This window comes from Bacteroidota bacterium (assembly GCA_026391695.1).
In the GTDB taxonomy this organism is placed as follows: domain Bacteria; phylum Bacteroidota; class Bacteroidia; order Bacteroidales; family JAGONC01; genus JAPLDP01.
Map to the genome: position 1 here is coordinate 1 of JAPLDP010000028.1, position 25,060 is coordinate 25,060.

22 protein-coding genes are annotated in these 25,060 nt (G+C 44.8%); 3 read left to right on the top strand and 19 right to left on the bottom strand.

Annotated elements, in window-relative coordinates; all coding sequences use genetic code 11:
- A partial coding sequence (locus NT175_02660) for a DUF6340 family protein (GenBank protein ID MCX6233611.1) occupies window positions 1-633 on the top strand: 633 nt, incomplete at its 5' end.
- 34 nt (window positions 634-667) lie between these two features.
- The gene (locus NT175_02665; protein ID MCX6233612.1) at window positions 668-2,071 is read left to right on the top strand and encodes a Tat pathway signal protein; all 1,404 of its coding nucleotides are present in this window, start codon (window positions 668-670) and stop codon (window positions 2,069-2,071) included.
- A 26-nt stretch (window positions 2,072-2,097) separates the two neighbouring features.
- On the opposite strand, the gene NT175_02670 is transcribed toward NT175_02665, so the two are convergent.
- Genes NT175_02670 through NT175_02685 form a run of 4 tightly spaced genes read right to left on the bottom strand, consistent with a single transcriptional unit; the run spans window position 2,098 to window position 9,916 of the window.
- Entirely contained in the window at window positions 2,098-4,113 is a 2,016-nt protein-coding gene (locus NT175_02670) for an Ig-like domain-containing protein (GenBank protein MCX6233613.1), read from the bottom strand.
- 29 nt (window positions 4,114-4,142) lie between these two features.
- Window positions 4,143-5,411 carry an Ig-like domain-containing protein gene (locus NT175_02675; protein ID MCX6233614.1) on the bottom strand — a complete coding sequence of 423 codons (1,269 nt, stop codon included), beginning with the start codon at window positions 5,409-5,411 and terminating at the stop codon, window positions 4,143-4,145.
- A gap of 39 nt (window positions 5,412-5,450) precedes the next feature.
- On the bottom strand, window positions 5,451-6,944 hold the full coding sequence (locus NT175_02680; protein ID MCX6233615.1) for a RagB/SusD family nutrient uptake outer membrane protein: 1,494 nt from the start codon (window positions 6,942-6,944) through the stop codon (window positions 5,451-5,453).
- Window positions 6,945-6,949: 5 nt separating this feature from the next.
- Window positions 6,950-9,916, bottom strand: a complete 2,967-nt coding sequence (locus NT175_02685) for a TonB-dependent receptor (GenBank protein MCX6233616.1) — start codon at window positions 9,914-9,916, stop codon at window positions 6,950-6,952.
- Between the two features lie 214 nt (window positions 9,917-10,130).
- Between NT175_02685 and NT175_02690 the strand changes: the two genes are divergently transcribed.
- A complete protein-coding gene (locus tag NT175_02690) occupies window positions 10,131-11,453 on the top strand; it encodes a hypothetical protein (protein MCX6233617.1) in 1,323 nt (440 codons plus the stop codon).
- A gap of 76 nt (window positions 11,454-11,529) precedes the next feature.
- Here the strand turns inward: NT175_02690 and NT175_02695 are convergent, their stop codons facing one another.
- From NT175_02695 to NT175_02765, 15 genes are all read right to left on the bottom strand, one after another.
- Entirely contained in the window at window positions 11,530-11,622 is a 93-nt protein-coding gene (locus tag NT175_02695; protein ID MCX6233618.1) for a hypothetical protein, read from the bottom strand.
- A gap of 58 nt (window positions 11,623-11,680) precedes the next feature.
- On the bottom strand, window positions 11,681-11,965 hold the full coding sequence (locus NT175_02700; protein MCX6233619.1) for a nucleotidyltransferase domain-containing protein: 285 nt from the start codon (window positions 11,963-11,965) through the stop codon (window positions 11,681-11,683).
- Between the two features lie 295 nt (window positions 11,966-12,260).
- Window positions 12,261-12,599: a hypothetical protein gene (locus tag NT175_02705; protein ID MCX6233620.1), complete on the bottom strand. Its 339-nt coding sequence runs from the start codon at window positions 12,597-12,599 to the stop codon at window positions 12,261-12,263.
- A gap of 18 nt (window positions 12,600-12,617) precedes the next feature.
- A complete protein-coding gene (locus tag NT175_02710; protein MCX6233621.1) occupies window positions 12,618-14,042 on the bottom strand; it encodes an NADH-quinone oxidoreductase subunit N in 1,425 nt (474 codons plus the stop codon).
- Window positions 14,043-14,100: 58 nt separating this feature from the next.
- Window positions 14,101-15,615, bottom strand: coding sequence for an NADH-quinone oxidoreductase subunit M (locus tag NT175_02715; GenBank protein ID MCX6233622.1), 1,515 nt, complete (start codon window positions 15,613-15,615; stop codon window positions 14,101-14,103).
- Between the two features lie 14 nt (window positions 15,616-15,629).
- The gene (gene nuoL, locus NT175_02720) at window positions 15,630-17,549 is read right to left on the bottom strand and encodes an NADH-quinone oxidoreductase subunit L (protein MCX6233623.1); all 1,920 of its coding nucleotides are present in this window, start codon (window positions 17,547-17,549) and stop codon (window positions 15,630-15,632) included.
- A 70-nt stretch (window positions 17,550-17,619) separates the two neighbouring features.
- Window positions 17,620-17,937, bottom strand: a complete 318-nt coding sequence (gene nuoK / locus NT175_02725; protein ID MCX6233624.1) for an NADH-quinone oxidoreductase subunit NuoK — start codon at window positions 17,935-17,937, stop codon at window positions 17,620-17,622.
- Window positions 17,938-17,954: 17 nt separating this feature from the next.
- The gene (locus NT175_02730; GenBank protein ID MCX6233625.1) at window positions 17,955-18,461 is read right to left on the bottom strand and encodes an NADH-quinone oxidoreductase subunit J; all 507 of its coding nucleotides are present in this window, start codon (window positions 18,459-18,461) and stop codon (window positions 17,955-17,957) included.
- Between the two features lie 15 nt (window positions 18,462-18,476).
- Window positions 18,477-18,959, bottom strand: coding sequence for a 4Fe-4S binding protein (locus NT175_02735; GenBank protein ID MCX6233626.1), 483 nt, complete (start codon window positions 18,957-18,959; stop codon window positions 18,477-18,479).
- A gap of 18 nt (window positions 18,960-18,977) precedes the next feature.
- Window positions 18,978-20,054: an NADH-quinone oxidoreductase subunit NuoH gene (gene nuoH / locus NT175_02740; protein ID MCX6233627.1), complete on the bottom strand. Its 1,077-nt coding sequence runs from the start codon at window positions 20,052-20,054 to the stop codon at window positions 18,978-18,980.
- 26 nt (window positions 20,055-20,080) lie between these two features.
- Window positions 20,081-21,193 (bottom strand): NADH-quinone oxidoreductase subunit D, encoded by a 1,113-nt coding sequence (locus NT175_02745; protein MCX6233628.1) that lies wholly within the window; start codon window positions 21,191-21,193, stop codon window positions 20,081-20,083.
- A 3-nt stretch (window positions 21,194-21,196) separates the two neighbouring features.
- Window positions 21,197-21,652: an NADH-quinone oxidoreductase subunit C gene (locus NT175_02750; protein MCX6233629.1), complete on the bottom strand. Its 456-nt coding sequence runs from the start codon at window positions 21,650-21,652 to the stop codon at window positions 21,197-21,199.
- A 63-nt stretch (window positions 21,653-21,715) separates the two neighbouring features.
- Complete coding sequence (locus tag NT175_02755; GenBank protein MCX6233630.1) at window positions 21,716-22,264, bottom strand: NADH-quinone oxidoreductase subunit B; 549 nt, start codon at window positions 22,262-22,264, stop codon at window positions 21,716-21,718.
- Window positions 22,255-22,605, bottom strand: coding sequence for an NADH-quinone oxidoreductase subunit A (locus NT175_02760; GenBank protein ID MCX6233631.1), 351 nt, complete (start codon window positions 22,603-22,605; stop codon window positions 22,255-22,257). Before NT175_02760 ends, NT175_02755 begins: the two co-directional genes overlap by 10 nt.
- Window positions 22,606-22,742: 137 nt before the next feature.
- Window positions 22,743-25,022 carry a putative Ig domain-containing protein gene (locus NT175_02765; GenBank protein ID MCX6233632.1) on the bottom strand — a complete coding sequence of 760 codons (2,280 nt, stop codon included), beginning with the start codon at window positions 25,020-25,022 and terminating at the stop codon, window positions 22,743-22,745.
- Window positions 25,023-25,060 lie beyond the last annotated feature (38 nt).

Below are 25,060 nucleotides of genomic sequence, written 5' to 3' on the forward strand. Positions count from 1 at the left end.
GAAACATTCGACTCCAATGTCAGGCTGGAACAGGATGAATATGACGTGGAAAGGAAAGTCAACGGGCAAAAGGTCAAGGTAAAGGAATATTCAGCCGACCTTGGAATTGATGTCAACTCAGGTTGGCGGATATATGATCCCGTGAATAAAAGCATCGCTGACATGAATATTTATTCTTTCGACCGGCGCTGGGATAAAACAGCCTCAAGCCCTGGTGAAGCCCTGGGCCAGCTTCCGTCAAAGAGGAATGCCATTAACCAGACCGGCATCTATGCAGGCGAACAGTATGGAATCAGGATTTCACCCGTTTGGGCTCATGTCACACGAAGTTATTATTCAAAAGGACAGGAGGATCTGGAACTTGCCAAACGGTATGTAAAGACCAATGAGTGGGAGAAAGCCGCTGAAGTGTGGAAGAAGCTGGCCTTTAATCCGGACAGGGAGCTGGCTGGTAAGGCAGCATATAATATGGCGCTGGCCAGCGAGATGAAGGGTGAACTGGATATCGCACGGGAATGGGCGAAAAAATCGTATGAAGAGTTTGGAAATAAAAAAGCCCTGGGGTATCTGAAAATAATTGAACGGCGTATCGGTGACCAGGAAGACCTGAAAAGACAAATGGGAGATGAATAGTCTTTAGAAGTGAACCATTATTTTAATTTCGATTATGCGTAAGATTATTTTTTTCTTTGCTGCAGCCATGCTGCTCACTGCCCCGGTTGAAATGGGCTGCTGTCATCAGGATAAAAAGGTAAATCTACAAAGGCCCATTCCTGAAAAATTTTCACTCGATGACCTGGAACACAGGACATTTCTTTACTTCTGGGAGCTTGCCGATAAAGTGAGCGGCCAGATACCCGACCGTTATCCCACTGAAGCATTCTCCAGCATTGCTGCTACTGGCTTTGGCTTGTCGGCATATCTCGTCGGCGTCGAACGGCAGTATATTACCCGACAGGAGGCTGCTGAAAGAGTAGCCAAAACACTGCGGTTTTTATACGGATTACCACAGGGGCCGGAAAAAAGTGGAATAGGAGGGTATAAAGGCTTGTTTTACCATTTCAATGATATACGCACCGGTATGCGTTTCAAGGATGTTGAACTGTCAACTATTGACACAGGCCTGCTCATGGCAGGAATCCTGTCGTGTATGAGTTACTTTAATGGTGATGATGCAGTCGAAATGGAGATACGGGATCTTGCCGATAAATTATTCCGGCGTGTGGAGTGGGATTGGGCACTGAACGGCAACGACATTCTGTGTATGGGCTGGCATCCGGAATCGGGTTTCCTTCACAGCTATTGGTATGGTTATAATGAAGCGATGATCCTGATCATTATGGCTATAGGATCGCCCACGCATCCCATACCTGCCTCAAGCTGGACTGCCTGGACGTCGAAATATAACTGGGCGTCATGGAAAGGCTATGAACATGTGAATTTCGGACCTCTTTTCGGACATCAGTTCTCCCACATGTATATTGATTTCCGGGGTATTTTTGATGACTACATGCGCGCCAAAGGTATCGACTATTTTGAGAACTCGCGTCGTGCCACCTATGCCCAGCAGGTTTACTGTACAGAAAACCCTAGACAGTTCAATGACTACAGCCGTGATATCTGGGGACTCACGGCCTGTGATGGGCCGGGTTATGCCACACATGAATGGAAAGGGAAGAAGATGGTTTTCGATGGCTACAGTGCCCGCGGCACTGCTGCCGATTACAACGTGGATGACGGCACCATCGCTCCAACAGCGGCCGGTGGTTCTATTCCCTTTGCCCCGGAGATTTGTATTTCTGCTCTCGAAGCCATGTTCAACAAATATGGTGACGCTCTCTACCAGGATTATGGTTTTAAGGATGCTTTTAATCCGTCGTTTACCTGGGGAAAAGGTAATGAAAAAGGGTGGTTCGATATCGATTATATTGGTCTGGACCAGGGGCCCATCGTCCTGATGATCGAGAACTACCGTACAGGTTTGCTATGGAATATCATGAAACGCAATCCCTATATAGTCGATGGCCTGAAAAAAGCCGGGTTCGCTGGCGGATGGCTGGAGCGGCAATAAAGATACGGATATAAAAGTGCAGCATTTTAATGTGTGAATCCCAGCTTTGACAGTGCCTGGTCTATTTCGGGACTTGACATGAAGAGATCCCACAACAGGCCTGACCTGAAGTTCTCTATCATGCAGATGATCGGTCCTTCATCAATGGCTATATAGCTATCTGCCCACCATCCATCGGTCACATCAAAGGCATCATAAAAACCACAGGGGCCCCAGAGATGATCACCAAGAATATAATAAAAATGTCTTATGACATCCATCGATTGCTCCGGTGTGTAAGGTAGTGCCGAAACGGCGGCAGTGGGAGTGATCACTCCCAGGTCATTTGTCGGGGAATGTGCATCGTAACCCCAAGGATTATCGCTGGCGGTGAGGCCCCATGATACAGCACTATAACCTATATAGTTTTTGGGATTATCGGTACAATAGGCCCAATTAATAAGCGATTGGTTTACATTTTGTTCCCAGTAGCTTGCATATATGTCGCTGAGGTTCCTTGGATCCAACCCGAGGAAAGAATAATGTGTGAAAAACAGAGGCCCGCCATAGGCAGAACCCAGCGGGAGTGTATATCCATAATAGGTGTTGCCGTTCATAATGGCGCCGTTCTTTGCATAGCCCAGATGGTACACGTCGGCAGAGACCGGATGGGTCGTTGAGGATGCTGCCAGCACATAGATGATGAGCGTTTCATTATATCCTTCGATTTTCAGGTTCACAGCCCACCCGCTATTAGGTGACCAATGCCAGTAAAGTACATTTTGACCGCGCGTAAACCAGTCATATTCTACGCCTCCGGCCAGGGTATTTATCCTGCCTGCCAGATCTCTCTCCTCTATGACAGTTGTATCAAGGTATTGTCTCATTGTCAATAAACCCTCGATCATAAAAGATGTTTCAACCAGGTCACCGCCGTCATCTTTAGGGCTGAAAGGTACCGTTTCACCTGTAGAGCCATTGAGCCAGTGTGGCCATGCACCATGAAAACGATCGCAGGTCTCAAGAAAACCAAGTATTTTAGTGAGATGTGCCAATCCATCAGCGCGAGTGATGAAACCCCTGTTCATCCCGACGACAAGTGCCATCACACCAAAACCTGATCCTCCGATAGTAACAACATCGCCTGATGTATTTCTCTCCCTTGCCAACCCGCATAATGGATGCGAGAAATCATAGAAATACCTGAACGTCTGCTGCTGAACAAGATTAAGCAACTGTTCGTCGGTTACTGATGGAAACTTATATGTGGAATCTAATGCAGTGTAAAATGAGTTGGAAAAACCGTCGAAGGAGAAGCCGTTTTTGGCCGCAAGATTTTTTGATATGGTGAAAAAGAAGCGGCTATAGTCATTCAGATCTCCGGCATTTTTTATGGAAATATTTTTATTATCGTCTGATATGGAAAACGTAATTGGCATTTGGCCTGATAAAATGAAAAAAGACTGGTAATTAAGTGAGTCGAGGGGATGCGAAAACCTTATATTTATGGTGATGTCCAAGGGATTAATATTTTGCAATGGTAGAGGAACACGGAATTCCAGCCCATTCAGAGTGATGTTATCAATTTCAAGTTTTCCGGCAACAGTGGAAAAGGAAACCTCTAAGCCAGGAAAGGTTTCTCCATTCAGACCTTTGATTGCAGAGCTTATCTGAAGCTGGTAGCCAGTCTGATGGTCCAGTTTTCTGTGAAGAGTCAGAACGGCAGACTTGCGATCTGTAGTGAAGGTAAGCACAAATCCGATGTCAGTATGATCGACTTTCTGCAGAAGCACTCCCTTCCTCACGCTGCCGGTGTCGAGTTGATTATTGAATCCGATGACGATTATGCTGTCGACAGGAACGTCAGTAGTTTGTCCCTGGAGATTAAGCATAACAGTGCCTATATCAATCTGGGCTAACTGTAAAATCCCAGGATTGGTGACCGTGTCCTTTTTACAGGAAACGATGCAGCATATTCCTGCCAGGAGCATCAAAGAGAGCGAAAGTAATATCGTCTTCACGGGTAACGGTGTTGGAAAAAAGAGAGGGTTAAGGAAATCCATAACCCTCTCAAAAAGATTTTTTAAAGCAATTACGGTTTTTCTGAGTTGTACATAAGGCTTATTTCGGTAGGCGTCAAGGTCTTGTGGAAGATTCTGACGTCATCCAGGTATCCACCGAAGTGGTTGGATGTCGGGAAATCATAGCCACCCCAGGGTTCGGTATCCCACAATGTGCCGGCTCTTGACTGGATAAAGCCAAATGCCAATTCATTGACGACTTCAGGAGCGACACCGCCATATAATAATCCGACGACACCTCTTTTCACATCGCCATCGGGCCAGAGGTTAAAGTCGAACTGTTTCATCTTTTCGCCGTTGATATACATGGTAGCGAGCCTGGTAGCACTTTCGTATGTGCAGACGACATGAGCCCATGTATCTTTGATAAGAGCAGCGACGCCACCAGAGGCGGTGAGGTCTTTACAGAATGTCCATCCCTGCCAGCCGCCATTTTCCCATGTCTGCCCATCACCGGGAAACCACAGGTCTTCGGCTGCAGTGGTGCCGTCAGCCAGCTCATATTGTGCTGCCAGCTTGCACCATGAGTAGTCGGCGGTAATTTCGAACTGGAAGCCATGGAAAGCGCCAAGTCCCATTACAAAATGTCCTTTCGGGTTACCACCGGCGTCAACATGGCCGGCCGACACTGCCTTGACCCAGAACGACAATGTAAAGTCGGCGGTATTCATCAGCAGGTCGCCATTGGCAAATTCAACGATTGTAGTGGTGCCGTCAAACCTTGCACATTTTCCTGCAGTTGCTGTATAAGAGTCAGCATAAGTGAGGTTCACATTTCCAATAGGAGCGGTGCCAGCAACCTGTTCATTGGGGGTATCGTTGAAATTCCAGTAAGCATACACACCGGCAGGAACGAAGGTTCCTTCGGTTGTAAAGGTTCTGTCAAAAGCCGGCAGGCTTTGTCCGTCTGTTGCCTTGATGCCTGCTTTAAAGCTTAGCTTATAAAGGGCGCCATTTCCAAGGGATTGGTCTGGAACTATTGTGATCTTGGCACCGGATACGGTAATAGTCAGGTTAATAGCTGTGGCATCATAATCCTGTTCCAATGTGATCTTAGTAGCATTTGCAGTAGTAGCATCTACATCGAGCGAAAACACTGCCTCGATTGTCGGATTTGTAGGTACATTGCTCGGCGGAGTGGCTGAATTCATGTCAATGATCCCACTTTTTAATGATGAGAGCGCAAAGGTGACGGTCTCATCTTTTTTACAGCTGTTTACTCCGATCAGGAGCACCAGTGCTATAATTAATGAACTGAATAACACAATTTTCTTTTTCATACTTTTTATAAATTTAAGGTTAAACATTATGTGAAATTATTACCAATTTGGATTTTGAGTCAATGTCCCCTGCGAGATATCGATTTCGTTCTGTGGTATGGGCAGGAGTTCATGTTTGCCGGTAATAAAACCGAGAGGCCCCAGCACTGCAGAGGCTTTTCCTGTCCGCACGAGATCCCAGAACCGATGTCCTTCCATGGCGAGTTCAAGCCGTCGTTCATTCAATATCAGGTCTTTAAGCTGAGTTTGATTGGTGACTGTGATATCCGGTAAAATGAAATTATTCCCCTGGCGGGCACGTGCCCTTACCATATTCAAGTATACTAACGCTTCGGTGGGCTTATTATTTTCATTGAGTGCTTCGGCAGCCATAAGCAATACATCGGCATAACGTATCACGCGGCGGTGATGGCCCCACTGTGTGATGGTATTATTCCCCGGCACCCATACTTTCCGGTTGTAGCATTCTATTTCTATGATATTGTTCTGTTCATCATAAGTCACATCCGGGGTAGTGCCGTCTCCAAGTATGACAACACCGTCCAGGGTATCGCCCAGGTTAATGACAGTGCCCTTGTACCGCGGGTCACCTGCTTCGAAGGAATTCCGTAAATTGATGGAAGGTCTGTTGAATCCCCATCCACGGTTGGGCGTTCCTCTCACTCCCTGCGTGTTAGCATACTGATCACCGCCATTTTCTGTGCCCTCCAACTGCAGAGCGCCGATTTCAAAAACGGATTCAATTCCATTGTTGCCGTCAACACTGTTGGCATTGACGAAAACAGGTTCCAGCCCATACTCGTTGGAAGTGATCACCTCCAGAGCATATTTTTCAGCATTGACAAAGTCATGCCGAAAGAGATACACCTTAGCCAGCAGAGCTTTTGCTGCTCCCTTAGTCGCCCTGCCCATATCGGTTGCTGCATATTCGCTTTTTTCAGGCAGAATATCAATGGCGTAGAGGAGATCCTGGACAATGAGGTTATAAATTTCCTCCTGTGAAGCACGCGATAATTTCAACGGCGGTGTCAATGTTGTGACCAGCGGCACACCACCCCATGCCCTGACAAGGTCAAAATAAATAAGCCCCCTGACGAATCGGGCTTCGGCCAGGTACCTGTTCTGTAGATCAGCATCCATTTGAATCAATGGTACTTTTTCAATGACCACATTAGCACGTTTTATACCTTCATACAGGGCGCTCCACCATCTGTCGAGACCATCCTGGGTAGGTGTGATGGTGAAATTATCATACGGTCCGACATACGACAGCTGATCATTGGGATTACTCCCCTTCCTGGCATCATCCGACATGATATCGAGGATAGGATACCCTCCGGAATGGTAAAACCATTCCCGTAAGGAGGCATACGCAGCATTGGTGGCTAATAGCGCATCCGCCTGCGTAGTGGGGTATGACTCCTGCGTTAACTCACCCTGGGGCTCTTTTTCCAGGAACTTTTCGCATCCCGGTAATACCAGCAAGAATGTCAGTGCCGGTATCAGTAAATATTGTTTATTTAACGATTTCATTATCATTAAAAGGTTAAGTTGATGCCAAATGAATAAACAGCAGTAACCGGGTAGATGCCATAATCTATCCCGTTTGATAGCACATCGAAGCTTCCAATTTCGGGCGTATAACCTGTATATTTCGTAAATGTATAAAGGTTGTCGGCTTTTATATAAACCCGGAATTTATGCATATAAATTTTTTCACTAATAGATGATGGCAGAGTATATCCCAGAATTACATTTCGTATTCTGATATAGGATCCATCCTGGATAAACTTATCGGACGGTGTATAGTTGTATCCTCCGAAAGACGGCCGTGGTTCGGTGTTGCTGGTGCCGGGGCCGATCCATCTGTCCATCACATGCTGCTCGAAGTTATAGGGATCAGGGCGGACGACCTCTTTGCCATTGAATATTTTATTGCCCGTTTGGCCCTGGATGCTAAAGGAGAAATCTATTCCCTTCCATTCCAGGTCGGCATTGAATCCAAAAATGAATTTGGGTACAGGGGAGCCGATATATGTTCTGTCTTTGCCATTAATGACGCCGTCATTATTCATATCGACAAAGCGGAGATCGCCGACACCTGCCTGCCCGTCATGGGGGTATGACTCCATTTCTGTTTCCGACTGGAAGATGCCGTCGGTCTGATATCCGTAAAAAGCGCCGATAGGCAAACCAACTCTGCTTAAAGTGACAGGAATGCCGTTGCCCAGGTAACCGCCAATCAGCGTTGAATCGATGCCGCTATTACCTCCAATGCTCAGTACCTCATTATGGAGGCTGGAACCAAGGAATCCGATGTTATATTTGACAGAACCGATCTGGTCTTTCCAGTTCATATTGAATTCAATACCCCTGTTCAGGATAGAAGCAGCATTAAATCGCACTTTTTGACCGGCTCCATTTCCAAAATAGCCTGGAGTGGATAATTGTACCAGGATGTCATCTGTCACCCTGTCGTAGTAGTCTATTTCAGCTGTAAGTCGGTTGTTTAAAACACCGATCTCCAGACCAATATCGGTTTGTTTTGACACTTCCCACCTCAGGTTTGGATTGCCATTCACAGCATACGATGCCGCAGGATTGGGAGCTGCATCTATTCCAAAAATAGTGATCAGATTGGATTGCACCCTGGAATACCGGTCATAATACGTGATTTTTTCATTGCCAATTTTTCCCCAGCTGGCTCTTATCTTCAGTTTGTTGATAAAATTAATATTCTCCATAAATTTTTCCTGTGAAATGTTCCATCCTGCTGCAAATGAGGGGAAATTGGAATATCTGTTGTCTTTGCTGAATTTGGATGAGCCGTCGCGACGGAATGTGGCAGTCAGAATGTATCTATTATTGTATGTGTAATTCACCCTGAAGAGATAGGAAATCATAGAGTAGTATTGGTTGGGGTCCACTCCATTGAAAATATTATTAACGGTATTTACATTATTTGCCGGATCATAGATATAGGATGGATTAATATACCAGAAGCTTGACGCATCACGAAGTATGTTAGCTCCTTGCACGCGCATTTCTTCCGATGAAGTATTCTGCATGGTGTAACCAATCAGAGCATCGACCGAATGTTTACCGAAATCTTTTTTATATTTTAATGTGTTTTCCCAGAGCCATGTGAGAAGATCGCTATTATTTTTATTCAGATCGCTGAGAACATTTTTTTGCATTGATTCAGTGCCGTCGGGATTATATATTGTATAAGCTGGCGTGAAGCTGACACTTTTGTAATACCCTGCGTCAACGCCGAAACTGGATTTAAATGTGAAGGCTTTCAGGAAATCTATTTCGACAAAAATATTTCCTACACCTCTTAATCCTTTGTTAAAATTATTGGAATATGAGAGGTCGGCAAGAGGATTGCCAACATTATACACGACAGCATAACTTCCATCAGGGTAATATGGCACCAGTAATGGCTGGGCACGGTAAACCTGGTAGGTGACATTTGGCGCAACTTCCTGCTTGAAGGGTGTTAGAGATATGGTAGTCCCAACCCTGGCGAACTTCGATAAATGATATGTATTATTAAAATTTAATGTTATTTTCTGGTAATTGGATTTGTCGATGATGCCTTCCTGTCCAAAATAACCGAGGCTAAGATAGTACTGCATAGAGGTGGTGGCGCCGGACGCTGAGAGCTGGAAATTAAAGAGGGGAGAAGTGTGGAAAACCAGGTCCTGCCAGTCGGTGTTTGGCACTGCATCGACATTGTTGTAACTGCCGGATTTTATTTCGTTTGAAATGATGGCAAAATCACGGCCATTTAAAAGCTTTATTTTTTTTGCCAGGCTTTGCAGACCATATTCACCCGTAAAGTTGAAGGTGGTTTTTACTTCGCCGATTTTACCGGATTTTGTAGTGACGAGAATCACCCCATTAGCTCCGCGCGATCCATAAATGGCTGTGGCAGAGGCATCTTTTAAAACTTCCATAGAGGCAATATCAGCAGGGTTCAGGAATGAGATATCATCGAGAATTACGCCGTCGACGACATAAATGGGCGATGAATTATTGAAGGTCCCGATGCCCCTGATTCTGACTGCCGGCGATGCTCCTGGCGCACCTGAAGTGTTCATCACCTGCACACCTGTGACTTTACCCGACAAAACTTCGACGGGATTGGCAACCGTAATTTTTGTGATGTCATTGCCTTTAATGCTGCTCACTGCACCGGTCAGATCACTTTTTTTCACCGACCCGTAGCCAATTACGACAACCTCTTCCAGGGCTATCTTTTCTTGTTCAAGGATTACATTGATGACGGTTTGAGTACCGGCCTGAACCTCCTGAGTAATATAGCCTATGAAAGAGAATACCAACATAGCCTGAGGCGACTCAACTTTTATAGTATACCTGCCATCCAGATTTGTGCTGGTACCAATAGTGGTGCCTTTAATCATGATGGTTGCTCCGGGAAGGGTTTCCTTCGTGTCGGAGGCAGTTACAGTACCGGAAATGGTCCGAACCTGGGCCAAAGAAATTGATACTATGCAAAAAAAGAAAAACAGAAATGCTCCGGTTCTTCTTATCGCTAGCATCTTCCTGCTTGTTGTTTTGTCTTGCATAAATATTGGGAATTGTAAATTAAGAACGACTAAGATACAATATTTTTTATTTTAAAATTTTTTTAGATAAAAAAATGTTGTACATTTCATGATGAATTTTTTGAATAATTAAATTCACTCAATCATGAAAAGAATTATACAAGTAATCTTAATTGTCCTTGTATCAATAGTGATTTCATTTGGACAAGCGCCGCAATCCATTAACTACCAGGCAATCATCCGCGATTCACTGGGTTTGCCTGTCAGTAATCAGCTGACAAGTTTGAGAATAAGCATTCTTAAGGGAAGCGCCACGGGAACGGCTATTTATGTGGAAACCCATTCTGACTCTACTAATTCCTTTGGAATGATCAATATTGCCATTGGTGGCGGAACGGTCGTTTCCGGAAGTTTTTCTGCTATTGACTGGGGTTCTGACGCTTATTTCTTGAAAATGGAAGTGGATACAACGGCCGGAATGGATTATATATTGATGGGGATCACTCAGCTTCTTTCGGTACCCTATGCATTATATTCTGAGAAAACAGGCGATACATCCATGTGGAGAAAGAACCAGTCATCAGTATATTACGAAGAAGGCCAGGTGGGTATCGGTACCAGTGAGCCCGATTCATCTGCCATATTGGATGTGACAAGCTCGACACAAGGCTACCTTCCCCCGCGAATGACCACAACAGAACGGGATGATATTGAAAATCCCGCCGAAGGTCTAATGATCTATAATCTGGATTGCCATTGCATCAATTTCTTCAATGGTGTTGAGTGGGTTTCCTATGGACAGGATCCTAACCTGGACTTTGAATGCGGAGGGCAACTTACTGATGTCAGGGACGATAAAACCTATGGCACAGTTCAGATAGGCGATCAGTGCTGGATGGCCGAGAACCTGAATGTTGGGACTATGATCAATGGCAGCAACAATCAAGCTAATAATGGTACCATTGAGAAATATTGTCATAACAACAATCCTGCAAACTGCGCAACCTATGGAGGTTTATACCAATGGGATGAGGCGATGCAGTATGATACAACGCAGGGCGCACAGGGCATTTGTCCCAATGGGTGGCATATACCGACAGATGATGAATGGAAGGTCATTGAAGGCACTGTTGATAGCCAGTACGGAGTAGGAGATCCAATCTGGAATAATGCGGGGTGGCGTGGATTTGATGCAGGTGGCAATCTAAAAGAAACGGGATATACTCATTGGTATTCACCAAATACCGGTGCTACTAACGAGAGTGGGTTTACAGGTCTTCCGGGGGGCATCCGCATCAACGGTGGTATCTTCGGCAACCTTGGCTACTTCGGTTACTTCTGGTCTTCGTCGCAGCCCATTACCTACGGCGCATGGTTCCGGGGCCTGAGCGGCGACTACTTCGCCAACGTTTACCGGTACGGCAGCAGCGAGGGGTACGGGTTCTCTGTCCGCTGCCTCAAGGATTGAGTGCGTTATGAGCGCGAAGCAGCGAAGTAACAAAGGGATGACATCTCCGGCACGGAGATGTCATCCCTTTGTTACACTAAATGTCAGATATCATCTCTTTAAGGAGAGGAAGATCAACTTCGACAGTTTTCCAAACGACATCCAAATCTACATCCAAATAATCATGAATGAGCTTACAATTTTACCTATTGCCTCAAGAATATGGTCAAGGTATACCTGATCGTTCTTCATTGATAAATAATTTGCAGATCCCTCTTGATATTTTCTTTAATAATTTCATTCCTGATCGCACCTTCTGTCACAATGTCAACTCTAATACCCAGTTTTTGAGAGATTAATTTCTCAACGTGAACTAATTGGAGAAGCGAGAGTGTAGATTTGAACTTCACAAGAATATCAATATCACTTAAATTTGTGTTTTCATTCCTGGCATAAGAACCAAAAATACCAATCATTACAGGATTATAATCCCGTAATGTATTGATAATGATATTTGTAACTTCTGTGTTCATTATATGTCCCTGAACAAAAATACGATTTTTTTCAATAGGTACTAACGTGTATGTATACGGACGTAATTATCTTTCACTTATCAGTGCACTCAGTAAATTTAAACAAATTTAATAATTCTATATCTATAAGGTAACTTTTACAGGTAACAAAGGTATGAACCCCAGCTGGCGCGCGTCCCACTTTTACGGGACAAGTCTTCCGAACGCGTGGCCGGTTTCAGTGCGTTTGAAGCGCGCAATTCTTTCGAATGCATCGCAGACGCACGCTATTATTGGGCTATTTGTATCTGAGTTTTTAAGCTTTAGGCTTCCGGAAAGCCCAGTAGCGGCTGTCAGTTTTTGTGGTCCATTGCTTCCAGAAGGAAGCTGTAACTCTCTTTCCGTCTCTTGTGCGCAGGCTCATTTCATATACGGCGATGACCGGATTAAAAACGATATCCGTCACACCTAAAATGAACGTCGCAGGGGAATCCACATTATCCTTTATTTCTTCCTGTACATGCACTTCAAATTTATTGTATTCAAGGATGTCTTTAAGAAAGGCTATCCGGTCAGGATCAGCTCCCTTTTCAACAATGCTGCAACGGATGCCATCGATCTCTTCTACAATATGTTTGCCTTTAGTGAGAGCCATAATTTAAAAATTTTACGACTAGTTAATTCCGAAACTCAGGTTGGTGATGATCTCATAGATTTCACTGTAAAATCCCAGTGCCACAATACCGATGGTGCATATTATCAGCCCGAAGCGGGTGGAGATATCGCTTTTAATATAGGCTATCGGAGATTCATTCCTGTTGATAAACATTGCCTTAACGATAAGTAAATAATAGTAGAGTGATACGGTAGCATTAAGAACCGCAATGAACACCAACCAGTAATATCCTGCTGATGCTGCAGATGTGAAAAGGAAAAATTTCCCAAAGAACCCGGCGACAGGAGGGATGCCTGCCAGTGAGAACAGTGACAGAGTCATCAGCAGGCTCAGTTTGGGATTGGTATGATACAATCCGTTATAATCATCCATGGTTTCTTTATCAGTCACAGCCGAGATGGCCGACACAACGCCAAAAGCACCAAGGTTTGAAAAAATGTAAACAAGAACAAAATAAATCACCGACGTCATCCCGAGTTTTGATCCGGCTACAATACCGAGAAGGATGAAACCTGCCTGCGCTATGGATGAAAAGGCGAGAAAACGTTTGAGGTTCTTCTGCCGTAAGGCAAAAAGGTTACCGATGGTCATTGTCAGAATGGAGATGATATACACGACATCCTTCCAGATGAATGTAATGGAACTGAAAACTGTATAAAGGACGATGATAAAGATGAATGAGGCGGCTCCTTTTGAAACCACTGAGAGATAGGAGGTGACATTGACCGGAGCTCCCTCGTAAACGTCGGCAGTCCACAGGTGGAATGGCACAAGCGATATTTTGAAAGCCATCCCGGTGAAGAAAAAGATGAATGCCAGCACCTGAAGAGGCGCTTTTGTATAAGCAGCTGCAACTTCAGTGAAGAATATAGATCCGGTTGTCCCGTAAATCATAGATAATCCAAAAAGCAGAATTCCGGAAGAAAGGGCAGAGGAAAGGATCAATTTGATGCCGGCTTCGGCTGACCGTGTCTGGTGATGCACGAACGCTGCAAGCGCCGCCATGGGTATAGTTGCCAACTCAAGGCCAAGATAGAACATCAGAAAATCACCCGACGAGATCATGAAATTCATCCCTATCAGCGTGGAGATAAGCAAAAGGAAAAATTCACTGATCTTTTCCCTGTTCTCTTCTCTTTTAAGCCATGTGACCGATTGCAGCATAACGATGAACAATCCGATGTTCAGGATGTTCTTCATCAAAATTGTCAGGGTATTGCTGCGAAACATACCGCCAAAGAGAATGCCTGTCGGAACAGGAAGATAACCGATGATCAGGGTGATGAAAAATAATCCTATGGCAACAGGGATAATTGTGATCTTTTTATCCTTTTTAAGATTCAGATCGGTGACCAAAACGATGACCGCCACAATTGTCAGCAGCAGTTCATTTCGCATGGTCAAAAAATCGTGTATGTTCATAAATTAGGTTATATCGTAAAATGCTTATAATTTTTAATTTTTACTTTTTAAATTTTATTTAAAAGATTCCTGTAACGGGCAAAGCTAGTATCTTATCAATAATGGGTTTCATGCTGAAGTTGATCATATCCGACAGCAGCAGCGGCATCAGACCAATGGCAGTGATGCCGGCGACAAGTGTGACTGTAGAGAGCCGCTCGTACCAGTGAGCATCGCCTATGTGCAGGTAATGATCATTCTTTATTGGACCAAGCAGAAGGATGCCTATGACACGCAGGATATATACGGCTGTGATGACAATTGATGTCGTGGCAAGGATCGTTACCACCCGGTGAAACGTATCGGTATGCTGAAAGGCACCAACGAAAATGGTCACTTCAGCCACAAATCCGCTAAATCCCGGTAGGCCTAGTGAGGCGAGACCGGCGATGACATAAACTACCGACAGGAAAGGAATGACTTTCATTAAACCGCCCATTTCATCAATGATACGAGTGTGTGTTCTGGAGTATATCATGCCTATCAGGGCAAAGAAAAGGGCTGTCATCAAGCCGTGGGAGACCATCTGTATGATGGCGCCGTTCATGGCTGTCTGGTTCATCATCAGCAGGGCAAACAACACAAGTCCACAATGACTCACCGAAGAATAGGCGTTGATATATTTCAGGTCTTTCTGGACAACGGCTCCGAATGCACCATAAACCACACTGATGGTGGTGAGGATGATGAATATCCATGCCATCTCGTGGGCAGCTTCCGGCATGAGGTACATGGCGATACGGAAACAACCATAGCCTCCCAGCTTCATCAGCACACCGGCATGGAGCATCGACACTGCGGTTGGCGCCGAGGAATGACCATCTGGCGACCATGTATGCAGCGGAAATAGGGCGCCCAGAACACCGAATCCAATGAATGTGAATGGGAAGAAAAACCGCTGTGCAGCCAACGGTATGTTCACTTTGGCTATTTCGGTCAGGTTAAAGGTTAGCTGGCCACCATCAGGTGCAGAATGGAAATAGAGTCCCAATAACCCGACAAGCAATAACGCTGATCCTCCCATCAGCATCAGTGTCAGCTTCATAGCAGAATATTCCTTGGGGCCCGATCCCCATATCCCGATTAAAAGATACATCGGTATCACAGCCAGTTCATAGAAAAGGAACATAGTGAACATGTCGAGTGAAATGAAGAAACCGAAGACCCCTGATGAGAGCAGGATAAGGGATATAAAAAATTCACGCGGCAGGATATCGACCTCCCATGATGCGAAAATACCGGCAAAAACCACCATAGCAGTCAAAGCGACCATGGCCACGGATATGCCATCGATGCCTATGGCATAATGGATGTTAAGGCTTTTAAACCACAGGTGATCAGCCGTGAAGAGCCACTGTGCCGTGTTGCCGGCATGCCGTTCCATAAGGTAACGGATAACCAGCACTGCAGCCAGTAACAGCTGAATGCTCATCCCTGTCGCACTGACGAGACGCGTGCCTTTAAAATCCTTCGTGAAAGTAATCGCGATGATGGTCAGGATCGGAACCAGTACAAATAAACTCAGGAAATCCATTAGCTATCACTTATTTATTTTACAAAAAAAGCAAAAATCAGCACCAGAAGCAGTGCTCCTGTGACAAAAACAAAGGCATATTGTTGCAACTGACCTGATTGCAGACCTTTGATCTGCACCGAGGTAAATTGTGTCGCCCAGGCTATTCCATTCATGGTGCCATCAACCACGTGCCTGTCAAACCAGGCCACAGGACGGGAAATATATCTGAAAATAATCTTCCTGGTGACAAAGAGATAGATCTCATCAAAATAAAACTTATTATAGCTCCACTTGTAAAAATGTTTCAGGGTTGCCGCCACTCTGTCGGGCAGGTCATTTGTCTTCCGGTACATGACGGTGGCAATGGCAATCCCTATCAGTCCGATAAGTATAGATGGAATGGCCACACCCCATTCAATATGTGATTCAAATGGCTTGCTGTCGGATGTGACCAGGCTGCTGAAAGGGATAAAACCTGCAAACACCGAGCCGATGGCCAGGAAGATGAGTGGGATAGTCATAACCCTCGGCGCTTCATGAGGTGTTTGGTGATAATGTGTCTCTTTCCCCCAGAAGATGCTGTAATAAAGCCTGAACATATAAAATGCCGTTATGCCAGCGACAAGATATTCGATAACGAAAAGGAATTTATTATGGAGAAAAGCTGCCGTAAGTATTTCATCTTTACTGAAAAATCCTGCTAGTGGTGGTATTCCTGCAATTGTAAGGCAGGCAATCAAAAATGTAAGGTGCGTTATTGGGAGATGCTTTCGCAGATTTCCCATATCAGCCATATCATTGACGTGGACGGCGTGTATCACAGCGCCGGCGCAAAGAAACAGCAGGGCTTTGAAGAATGCATGGGTGAAAAGGTGGAACATGGATGCCATATAGCCCAGGCCATCATGACCACCATATCCCGATACCCCTAAGGCGAGCATCATGTAGCCGATTTGTGAGATTGTAGAATAGGCCAGCACACGTTTGATATCGGTCTGGGTGCAGGCAATGACTGCAGCAAACAGTGAAGTAAATGCCCCCACATAGGCGACAAGGTCAAGTGCCGGTGTGGCTGCCAGCGCATAAATGGGGAACATACGTGCGACGAGATAAACGCCTGCAACAACCATGGTGGCAGCATGTATCAACGCAGAAACAGGCGTGGGGCCTTCCATGGCATCAGGTAACCAAATGTGCAACGGGAACATGGCCGATTTACCGGCACCACCCATGAAGACAAAAATCATCGACCAGGTCATGGTCGATAATCCCATGAATGCTATCCCGCTACCCATTATCAGGCATGAACCCTTTGGATCAGTCAGGTTAAGAAAATCAAGTGTGCCTGTCGTAAAGGATAGAATCAATATACCGATCAGAAAGCCCAGGTCGGCAAAACGTGTGACGATAAATGCTTTTTTTGATGCGGCTACTGCCAATGGCCTATCATAATAATAACCGATCAGGAGATATGATGAAATGCCGACAAGCTCCCAGAAAATATACATCTGGAATAAGTTGGTGGCAATGACCAATCCCAGCATGGAGAAACTAAAAAGTGACAGGAAGGAGAAAAACCTGGCAAAGCCACGATCTCCCTTCATGTAACCCAGACTGTAAATATGCACCATGAGCGATACAGTAGTGATGACGACAAGCATCATCACCGAAATAGGATCCAGTAAAACGCCAAGGTCAATATGCAGCCGTTCGGTCAGCCGTAACCATACCGTTTTGAATGCTATAATGGTCTGGAAAGTGCCCTCGACCTTATCCGTTTGAAAAAAATAGAAGAAAGCCGTAACATATGACAGCATGGCTGAGATAAATAATCCTATGGTTCCTATGATCCCGGAGACCAGCGGCTTGAATTTGTGCCCCGTCAGCCCTGTAAATATAAAAACCAGGAAGGGTATCAGCGGGATCAGAATAGTATAAGAAAAGTTGATCATATCGCTAAATTTCTATTGTTCTATTTTAAATTCCTTTACTGATCATTGATCATTGTTCATTGATCATTGATTAAAACTTCATTTCATCCACCTTCTCCACATCAATCGATCGGAAATTCCGGTAGATATTGATGATGATGGCTATAGCCACAGCGGCCTCGGCGGCTGCAATGGCAATGACGATAAGACTGAAAAAGTGTCCTTGTAATTTATCGGGATACAGATACTTGTTGAATGCCACAAAATTGATGTTCACGGAATTAAGTATCAATTCAACAGACATGAGCATGGTGATCAGGTTTTTCCTGGTCAGGAAGCCATAAATCCCGATAAAAAACATCAGTGTGCTGATAGTCAGAAAATAATATAGAGGAATCCCCTGAGTCATAGTATATATAATTTAGATCATTTGGTTTCTTTTCTGGCAACAATGATAGCCCCGATCATAGCAGCAAGCAGCAATACCGATATCACTTCAAATGGAAGGGCATAGCCGCCTTCACCGTATGAGATAAGTTTCGTGCCAATAGTCTTGATATCACTGCCGATGGCAGGCTCGGATGATGGAACGAAAGTAAATCTGAAAATAGTGGTAAGAGTAAGAATGGCGCCAATGATGACGGCGAGGGCTGAGAAAAGTGACCGTCTGGCACCGGCCATGGGCGCCCGTTCGCTGATATGGCTGGTAAGAAGAATGGAGAAGATGATCAGCACCACGATACCGCCGGCATAAACGGTAAGCTGCACCGCAGCAAGAAAATTAAAATTCAGCATAAAATACAAACCTGCAGTGGCAAGCAGCACGAACAGAAGATATACCGCTGACCGTAATATCCGCCGGCTTACCACAGTCATCACTGAGAATATCAGGATGATACCTGCAAATACAAAAAACATGACTTTACTATTCATTTCGTAGTCTCTTTTTTATTCTTTGACACCTTCCATAATCTTCGAACCGGATTTGTTGAGAACCTTAGTGAGTTTGGACCTGTCCCAAACAGCATGTTCGAATGTCTGCGCCATAACGATAGCCTCCGACGGGCAGTTTTTTATGCATAGATTGCACATCGTGCACATGCTAAGATGATAGATGTGCTTGTCGATAATCCGTTTTTTCTTTCCGTCGGGTAAAACGATGGTCTTTGAAATAATTTCAATGGAGCCATTAGGGCAATTGATTTCACAGATACCACAGCCAGTACAACTATGCTCATTATATTCATTGTGAGGCATAACCACTTCACCGCGGAAACGATCGAACATCTTCAATTTATCACGGTTTTCCGGGTACTGTTGTGTAACAATGGTTTTTGGCCTGATGATATAATGACCTGTAACTTGCATCCCTTGCACAAGAGTCCAGATGCCTTTGATGATGGATAGGATATATTTATATAATGCTTTCATAGGTTCGGATAACGATATTTAAAAATGCCAACCTTTCAAAACGATGAACGCCATGATCAGGATGTTCACAAGGTTAATAGGTAGCAGGAATTTCCATTCCAGTGCTAGTATCTGGTCGATCCTAAGCCTGGGGAATGTCCATTTAAACCACATGATGAGAAAAATGACCGCCAGGACTTTACCGAAGAACCAGAAAATAGGCGGGATGAAATCCATTATACGGTTGAATCCCTCAAAGTGCCCAAAGTGGAATGGCATCCATGCCCCAAGGAATACTGTAGTGGCTATTGCTGCTACGATGAACAGGTTAACATATTCTGCCAAAAAGAAAAAGGCGAATTTTATGCCTGAATATTCAGTGTGGAAGCCTGCTGTGAGTTCCGATTCAGCTTCTGCCAGGTCAAAAGGTCCGCGGTTTGTTTCTGCTGTCCCGGCAATGACGAAGACGAAAAAAGCGATGACTGCCGGAATATGGCCTTTGAAAATAAACCAGGTCGCCTGCTGGCCCTCAACGATCTGTGATACCTGAAGCGAACCGGCAAGAATAGCAATGGTAATGATCGACAGTCCGACAGAAAGCTCATAGCTGACGATTTGGGCGCCACTGCGCATCGCACCGATAAGAGAATATTTATTATTGCTTGACCATCCGGCCAAAAGAACACCGATGACTCCCACAGCCGACACAGACGTCACAAAAAATACCCCGATGTCGAAATCAAAAGCTTGTAAACCTTTTGCAAAAGGAATGACGGAAATTGTAAGAAAAGGTACAATAATGACGATAAATGGAGCCAAATTGTAAAGGAACTTGTCAGCTTTTGCAGGCTGGATAAGCTCTTTCATCAGCAGCTTGATGAAGTCGGCAATGGTCTGTAACAGTCCCCATGGCCCGACACGCATAGGGCCTAACCTGTTCTGGAAAAAAGCACAGACCTTCCTCTCAGCATAAACAAGGAATAATCCGAATAAGGCAACAAACAGGATAACGGTGACACCGATAATGACCCATTCAATGGCCTGCGTGGCAACCGGTGACATGTGTGCACTCAGGCCTTTGTGAATGGCCTCGGTAAGTGATGAAAAATCATATATATCAAACACCATAGAATAGGGTTCTTTTATCGGTCAATATCTGGAATTACAAGGTCAAGTGTCGACATAATGGCTACCAGGTCGGCAATCTTCCAGCCCTTGGCAATGACATTCAATGCTGAAAGATTGGAGAAACCCGGTGACCGGAATTTAAGCCTGTAAGGATTCTTCTTTCCATCGCTGATGATGAACACACCAAATTCCCCTCTTGCCGCCTCCACTCTCTGATAAAATTCACCCTCGGGTAGTTTGATGACACCTTTCATCTTAATGGCATAGTCGCCTCCGGGGATGTTATCGATGAGTTGCTCAATTATGGACAGGGATTCCCACATTTCAGTTATCCTCACCCTGTAGCGGGCAAAGGTGTCGCCGGCAGTGTCAAGGGCTTCGTTAAACTGCACCAAGGGATAGGCGCTGTATGGATGATGCTTTCTTACATCACATGCGAATCCGGATGCGCGTCCTGAGGGGCCGGTGACACCATAGGAGATGGCATCTTCGAGGGATAATATCCCAATGTTTTTGGTTCTCTCTTTGAAAATTACATTCCCTGTGAGAAGCTGGTCATATTCCGGCAGCTTCTTTTTGAAGTAGATGATAAAATCCTTAACGCGTTTCTGGAAGTTGGGATGGATGTCGAACATCACCCCACCCGGTACGCTGTAATTCACTGTTAACCTGGCGCCACAGGTCTCTTCGAAGATGTCAAGAACTTTTTCCCTGTCACGTAGTCCATAAAAAAATGTCGTCAATGCTCCCAGGTCCATTCCCATGACGCACCACCAGAGCTGGTGTGAAGCCAGACGCTGTAACTCGGCCATAATGGTGCGGATATACCTGACCCTGTCGGGAACTTCTATGCCCATTGCATTTTCAACACACAGGCATACAGCCTCATTATTCATATGTGCCGACAGGTAATCCATACGATCAGTCAAATGGACAATCTGGGGATAGGCGAGTGATTCACACATCTTCTCAATGCCGCTGTGGATGTAGCCGATATGAGGTTCCACATTGTGCACAATCTCGCCTTCCAGTTTAAGCAGGAGCCTCAGCACACCATGTGTCGACGGGTGCTGTGGTCCCATGTTTATCAGGTATTCCTGGGTTTTTATTTCATCGGGTGTAGTCATAGGCTAACGCTCCACTATTCTGATTTCATCCATATAATCTTTTCGCAAAGGGAATCCCCATCCTTCATCGAGGAAGAGGCGGCGCAGGTCAGGGTGGCCATTAAATTTAACCCCCAGCAGGTCATATACCTCACGTTCATGGAACTCGGCGGTACGCCATATATCGCATACGGTATCCAGCACAGGATCCTGACGGTCATGGGTCTTCGTCTTGAGCACCATGATATGTTTATGTTTGTATGATTCCAGATGATAGTACACCATCATGTTCTCGGGGAAATCAATTCCAGTAAGGCAAATGAGATAATCAAAGGATGTTTCCTCCGACTCTTTAAGAGCTCTGGCAAATTGCCGCAATTTTTCTGCGGGTATGACAACTTCAAGGTATTGTTTGCCGATTGTGACCTCTGCTTCCGGCAACATAGTAATAATCTTTGCTTTTAGTGCTTCGTTGGTCATCAAAAATATTTTTTAACTGACAATAATGATAATTATTGACTTCTAAACACTTCAACCACTCATTCACTCATTGCTTACTATCTTTTTCTTGCCAAAATTTCTTTCACGTCTAATTTTTTTCTGAAGTTGCATGAGTCCAAATAATAAGGCTTCAGGACGAGGTGGGCATCCCGGAATATAAACATCAACAGGAATGACGTGGTCAGCACCCTTAACGACGGAATAGGAGTTATAAAAGAAAGGCCCTCCGGAAATAGCGCATGCCCCCATAGCGATGACATATTTTGGCTCTGCCATCTGATCATAAAGGCGTTTGAGAACAGGAGCCATTTTATAAACGATAGAACCTGATATGATGATCACATCAGCCTGACGCGGTGTAGCCCGTGCCACTTCAAAGCCGAAGCGAGCAAAGTCATGCCGTGATGCTCCCGTAGCCATCATTTCTATGGCACAACACCGTGTGCCAAAAGTCAGCGGCCATACCGAATTGGATCTTCCCCAGTTTATAAGGGCATCCAGCTGGGCCAGGATAATACCGCCTCCGGCATATTCCTCACTGATCGGGTAATCATTAATATAAAATGGATCTTTTTTCTTTCTTATTCCCATTTCAAAGCATGTTTTTTCCAGGCATATAAAAGCCCAAGACCTAAAATAAAGAAGAATATCAGAATTTCAATAAAGCCAACAAGTCCGGCCTGATGCATGATCACAGCCCAGGGATAGACGAAGACAGTTTCGACATCGAAAATAAGGAAAAGGATAGCAAACAGGTAATATCCCACTGTATACTGGAGCCAGGCTCCGCCAATGGTCGGAATCCCGCATTCATAAGGTTCGAATTTCTGAGGATTATAAGATTTACGGGGTACTAAACTTGAAAAAACCACGGCAGCTCCGACGAGGAAGACTGCTGTTATAAAGAATAATACAAGTGATTGACTTTCCATGAGTTAAATATAACAATGACAATTTTTGAAAAAATGAAGGGTCAAAAGTATGAATTTTTTTTTTGTATCTATCCAAATATATATGATGAGTTTATTAACAGAAAAAGGGAAAGAGGGATGACATCTCCCCAGAGATGTCATCCCTCTTTTTTAACCTTAACCAAAACAACACCATGTGACGGCACATGGGCTTCAAATATATCCATGATTTCACCAATGTCCTTTTGTCGCCAGAGATCTCGCACTTTAACATTTCCTTCAATGCCTGTTTTTTTCAGGTTTAGCATGTAAGTCTCAGTTTTTTCGCCGAGGTTGAAAATACCTATTGCACTGTTGCCATTTTCAAGTTTTTTAACCCACACCTGGATGTCTCCTTCCTTGATGACCGGCGTGGCTTGTTTCCCCAATGGATCCTGGTCAATGGCCAGCACTTCATCATTAGTGAGAAGATTAAGCGTGAAGGCATCCAACCGTTGCATGTCGCAGCCGATTAATAACGGGGCTGACAAAAGACACCAAAGAGAGATGTGTGTATATTGTTCATCAGGTGTAAGTTTGGTAGGATGGAGGTTTGGTCCCCAGCCAACCCAGCCGACAACAAGCATGTCAGGATCATTCCACCGCCCCGGACCGGCAAAAGGTCCATTTTCAACCTGACCGAAGCCTATTTCACTCAAGCTTTCCCATGTGTCGGTAATATCGCCTGTAGTGCGCCACAGGTTGCCGCCAACCTCAGCACCCCATTCCCACACATTGCTCATTCCATACTGGCACAGACTGTAAACAATATCCCTGTCAACCTTGTCAAGAGCATCACGCATGACAAAATAGGGTTTCTTGCGTTCCGGCAGTGAAGTGTCTTTGGCAATACCATCATAGGAACACCAGTCATATTTCAGGTAGTCCACACCCCAGGAAGCAAAGGAGTTGGCATCCTGCTGTTCATGCTGGTATGTGGCCGTATATCCGCCACAGGTCAATGGGCCTGGAGAACTATATATTCCGAACTTTAAACCCAAAGCATGAAGGCTGTCACCGAGCCTTTTCATGTCAGGGAACTTTTCATTGGTTAGGATGTTTCCTTTAGGATCACGTTTGGGTTCTCTATCCTTTGATATTTCCCATCCGTCATCAATATTAATGTATGTCCACCCATGATTGACGAGGCCTTTTTCGATATATGTCTTTGCACTTGTAAGTACTTTTCCTTCGTCGACTGATAAGCCCCAGCAGTTCCAACTATTCCAGCCCATTGGTGGAGTGAGGGCTATCAGGTCGCCAATCACAATACGTAGCTCCTTGCTGTCTTCTCCCTGACTATTTTTAGCTTTTATTATAATCTGATATTCGCCACTCTTATAAACAGTACCTGTAATTAGCCCGGTGGCTCCATCAAGTGTGAGACCTTCGGGCAGACCGGAGGCTTCGAAAGTCATGGGTCGTTCTCCGGTTGCCGGGATGGTAAAAAGAAACGGATGACCCGGCCGTGCTGCTGTTATCCTGGCCCCGTTTATACGTGGTGAAGGCGGCGACTCCGGTGTCAGAATATATGGTGTTTCTTCCTTGTACTCGAGGAATGTGCCGGCATCTTCAAAATCAAACCGGTATGTGATAAGAGCCGACTGATCCGTCCTGGGCAGATTAACCTTGAAATCACGGGACGTGAGAGGCTGGAGTGTCACTTCTTCTTCCATTTTATATATTTCCTCCTGTGTCACCTTGTTTACTGCTGTTATGCTGAGATCACCATCCAGGATCAGTGTCTTGGAAGTGTTTTTTATGCTGTATGATTTACCTACGCCCTTTTCATCAAAAATAAACGGGCTGTAACTGTTATCGAAAACCAGGTATTCCTTAATGTTCACCATGCTGATGCACTGATTTCCGGTATACAAGCCTCCCTGGCCGCCCTGATCATAAACACGTACAGTAATTACATTTTCCTGATCCCACCTGATACGCGGATCATCAACTGATAAAGCGTATCTGCGGGGATAGTCCCATAAATTAGTCGGTGCAAGCAGAAAAGATGTATCGATAACACAATCCTCTGCCACTGTCTTACCATTAATACCGATAATCTTACCGTTCAGAAAGGTCTGGTCAAAGTTGTTTATCTTACCAAGAAAGATCCTGAGACTATCCTTCAGGAAAGAGTTTTTCTTAAGTTCCGATGGGATCACTACCTTAAGCCTGAACCAGGCATAACCATCATAGGGATCATAACCCTGTTCTTCCCAAATCTTATCAACTTTTATTGTTTTCCATGCTGAATCATCGAAAGCCTGATTAGCATACTCAAGATTGTCGCCTGTGCTGAATCGCCAGTCAGTGTTCAGATTGATCACGTTTTCAGTGTAATTATGTACACATGAAATACAGAGCAGGATAATTAGAAAAATGGAATACTTTCTCATGGCTAATGTATTATTTGATATCTGGCTAAAATAGTAAA

What these genes read in the sequence shown, in the direction of transcription:
- NT175_02760 (MCX6233631.1), bottom strand. Translation starts at nt 22,605, where the DNA reads ATGGAAAGTCAATCACTTGTATTATTCTTTATAACAGCAGTCTTCCTC.
- NT175_02710 (MCX6233621.1), bottom strand. Translation starts at nt 14,042, where the DNA reads ATGAACATACACGATTTTTTGACCATGCGAAATGAACTGCTGCTGACA.
- NT175_02690 (MCX6233617.1), top strand. Translation starts at nt 10,131, where the DNA reads ATGAAAAGAATTATACAAGTAATCTTAATTGTCCTTGTATCAATAGTG.
- NT175_02735 (MCX6233626.1), bottom strand. Translation starts at nt 18,959, where the DNA reads ATGAAAGCATTATATAAATATATCCTATCCATCATCAAAGGCATCTGG.
- NT175_02750 (MCX6233629.1), bottom strand. Translation starts at nt 21,652, where the DNA reads ATGACCAACGAAGCACTAAAAGCAAAGATTATTACTATGTTGCCGGAA.
- nuoL (MCX6233623.1), bottom strand. Translation starts at nt 17,549, where the DNA reads ATGATCAACTTTTCTTATACTATTCTGATCCCGCTGATACCCTTCCTG.
- NT175_02680 (MCX6233615.1), bottom strand. Translation starts at nt 6,944, where the DNA reads ATGAAATCGTTAAATAAACAATATTTACTGATACCGGCACTGACATTC.
- nuoK (MCX6233624.1), bottom strand. Translation starts at nt 17,937, where the DNA reads ATGACTCAGGGGATTCCTCTATATTATTTTCTGACTATCAGCACACTG.
- NT175_02700 (MCX6233619.1), bottom strand. Translation starts at nt 11,965, where the DNA reads ATGAACACAGAAGTTACAAATATCATTATCAATACATTACGGGATTAT.
- NT175_02675 (MCX6233614.1), bottom strand. Translation starts at nt 5,411, where the DNA reads ATGAAAAAGAAAATTGTGTTATTCAGTTCATTAATTATAGCACTGGTG.
- NT175_02705 (MCX6233620.1), bottom strand. Translation starts at nt 12,599, where the DNA reads ATGGCTCTCACTAAAGGCAAACATATTGTAGAAGAGATCGATGGCATC.
- NT175_02730 (MCX6233625.1), bottom strand. Translation starts at nt 18,461, where the DNA reads ATGAATAGTAAAGTCATGTTTTTTGTATTTGCAGGTATCATCCTGATA.
- NT175_02765 (MCX6233632.1), bottom strand. Translation starts at nt 25,022, where the DNA reads ATGAGAAAGTATTCCATTTTTCTAATTATCCTGCTCTGTATTTCATGT.
- NT175_02665 (MCX6233612.1), top strand. Translation starts at nt 668, where the DNA reads ATGCGTAAGATTATTTTTTTCTTTGCTGCAGCCATGCTGCTCACTGCC.
- NT175_02755 (MCX6233630.1), bottom strand. Translation starts at nt 22,264, where the DNA reads ATGGGAATAAGAAAGAAAAAAGATCCATTTTATATTAATGATTACCCG.
- NT175_02670 (MCX6233613.1), bottom strand. Translation starts at nt 4,113, where the DNA reads ATGGATTTCCTTAACCCTCTCTTTTTTCCAACACCGTTACCCGTGAAG.
- NT175_02745 (MCX6233628.1), bottom strand. Translation starts at nt 21,193, where the DNA reads ATGACTACACCCGATGAAATAAAAACCCAGGAATACCTGATAAACATG.
- NT175_02715 (MCX6233622.1), bottom strand. Translation starts at nt 15,615, where the DNA reads ATGGATTTCCTGAGTTTATTTGTACTGGTTCCGATCCTGACCATCATC.